The following is a 1,955-nucleotide window of genomic DNA, read 5'->3' on the forward strand; positions in this document are numbered from 1 at the left end:
TGATGACAAAGCGCGTCGCACTGATATTATTGTCATCTATAACAACAATCCATCATCAATAAACATGGATTGCGGGGCGAGCCCACAATGACGGACCTTAAACATCAAAGACCATATGACAGGTCTTAGACACAAAAGCTCTCTTCCCCTCGCCACCCGGAAATCGTTTCAGGGTCCATCATACTTCCTTAGTCGCTAGCTCTTCTTTAACCTGTGGAGTTTCAATCAAGCTAAAGTGCGCCCCTTTACCGCCATGTATATACACTTGGCAACCCCGCCAACTTGCCGGGATACTCCACTTCTGCTGTGGCTGAACTTCATACTTCGAATAGTGATTGTCACACCTAATTTCCAAAGAAGTTAAATCACCTTTAATATCAGATATTGTGAATGCATTTCTCGCCAGTTTATGTCGCCACAAGGATCTTGTTATTTCACCTTTTACCCAAATGTGCTTGCTATCATCTTCAACCAGTTCATGAACCTTATCGATGTAGGGTGCTAACTGTTTAACCGAGTTTTCTGCTCCTGATAACTTTGACAAGCGTTCAAACAGTGAGAGTGCATACTTAAGCTTATTTTGCTCCATATTTAATACGATTGCGCGAGAAAGATACGCGATATACATTTCATCTGGCACGTGCCCATCATTGAACTGTATTATTCTAACTATGGCGCGTAGTTCATTCACTCTGTCATTTTTCGCCGCGTAATAACGCGCTTTTGCCACCCAAAAATAGCTGTCTTCAGTAAAGTTTCTTAACTTTCGTTCTTTCATTTCATGAAACAACTGAGGTACTGACTCAAGGTCGTTTTTATCAATTTTTGCGACTATTTTTTTATAACGATTTAAAAAAGGACGAGAAACCCCTCTATAATCTTCCGGCATAAAAAATGTTAATTGAACTTGATTTTTACACTGTTTAACGGGTTTATTATTTTGCATCGCAGGCTTAAATCGCCACTTTTTGACAGCGTTCAATGCCGAGCGCTCGAAAGATGTATCCCCGGATGAACGTTCTACAACAGCAGATTCAACCACGCCCTTTTCATTGACCACGTAACTTAACTGTACCCACCCCTCTCTGCCACGTGCTGCGGCCTGCTTAGGAAAGATTGCCTCTGGTCTATCTAGTGGCACAGCATCAACGAATTCACCATTTGGTTGCTCAGGTGAATCAGAGTTTAAAGACGCATTGGCTTGAAACGAAAGGGCAGTAACTAGCATTATTGAGATGATTTTCATAAGCATCCTTTTTAAATTAAAAACATCTGTCGGGAGATACGCCATTGACAGATGTAGGTTCCTTTACTTGTAGTGCAATTTATACATGTTCGATATTTAAGTTACCACTGAACGCTAACAATAAATTTTGAATGTTTTATTCATATTGCATTGCTAAAAATTAACCAGAAAATATTTCTGTATTTAAGAATACGAAAAGAACACACTACAAACTCAAAGGTATATTTGATAAATGCATAATACCTCAATTTAAAGTAATTATCCTAATCCACTTGATAAGATTTCAATAGCCATCCATTGAATAAAGGAATAACCTTAAAACGTTACACCTTAGTAACACTTTCACATTTCTATTAACCTAAAAAGTCAGTAAGTTTGAATAAAAGGAAGCATTATGAAACTAGCACTTAATAAAAAGCGCATAAAAAGCCTAAGTACAAACGAACAAGATTTGCCTAAAGCACAAACACCCAATATTGCTGGCGGTTGCAATTCAGGATGGACACATTGTTTTGGTAATACTTTAGCATGCTGCTCTCAAGGTACTTGCCGTAGCCGGTACTGCCAATAATCAATACCGTGGTCGAAACATGGATTGCGGGGCAAGCCCACAATGACAAACCTTAAACATCAAAGACCATATGACAGGTCTTAGACACCAAAGTACTCTTCCCCTCGTCACCCTGAACTCGTTTCAGGGTCCATTGTG

General features: G+C 39.4%; 2 protein-coding genes. One reads left to right on the forward strand and one right to left on the reverse strand.

Translation table 11 applies throughout. The features are described 5' to 3' along the window. Window positions 1-178 precede the first annotated feature (178 nt). Window positions 179-1,246, reverse strand: a complete 1,068-nt coding sequence (locus J8M00_RS27895; RefSeq protein ID WP_211013634.1) for an energy transducer TonB — start codon at window positions 1,244-1,246, stop codon at window positions 179-181. A 394-nt stretch (window positions 1,247-1,640) separates the two neighbouring features. Here J8M00_RS27895 and J8M00_RS27900 point away from each other — a divergent pair, with 394 nt between their 5' ends. After that, window positions 1,641-1,817: a hypothetical protein gene (locus J8M00_RS27900; RefSeq protein ID WP_211013635.1), complete on the forward strand. Its 177-nt coding sequence runs from the start codon at window positions 1,641-1,643 to the stop codon at window positions 1,815-1,817. Window positions 1,818-1,955 lie beyond the last annotated feature (138 nt).

The sequence above is a fragment of the Pseudoalteromonas luteoviolacea genome, from assembly GCF_018100925.1.
In the GTDB taxonomy this organism is placed as follows: domain Bacteria; phylum Pseudomonadota; class Gammaproteobacteria; order Enterobacterales; family Alteromonadaceae; genus Pseudoalteromonas; species Pseudoalteromonas obscura.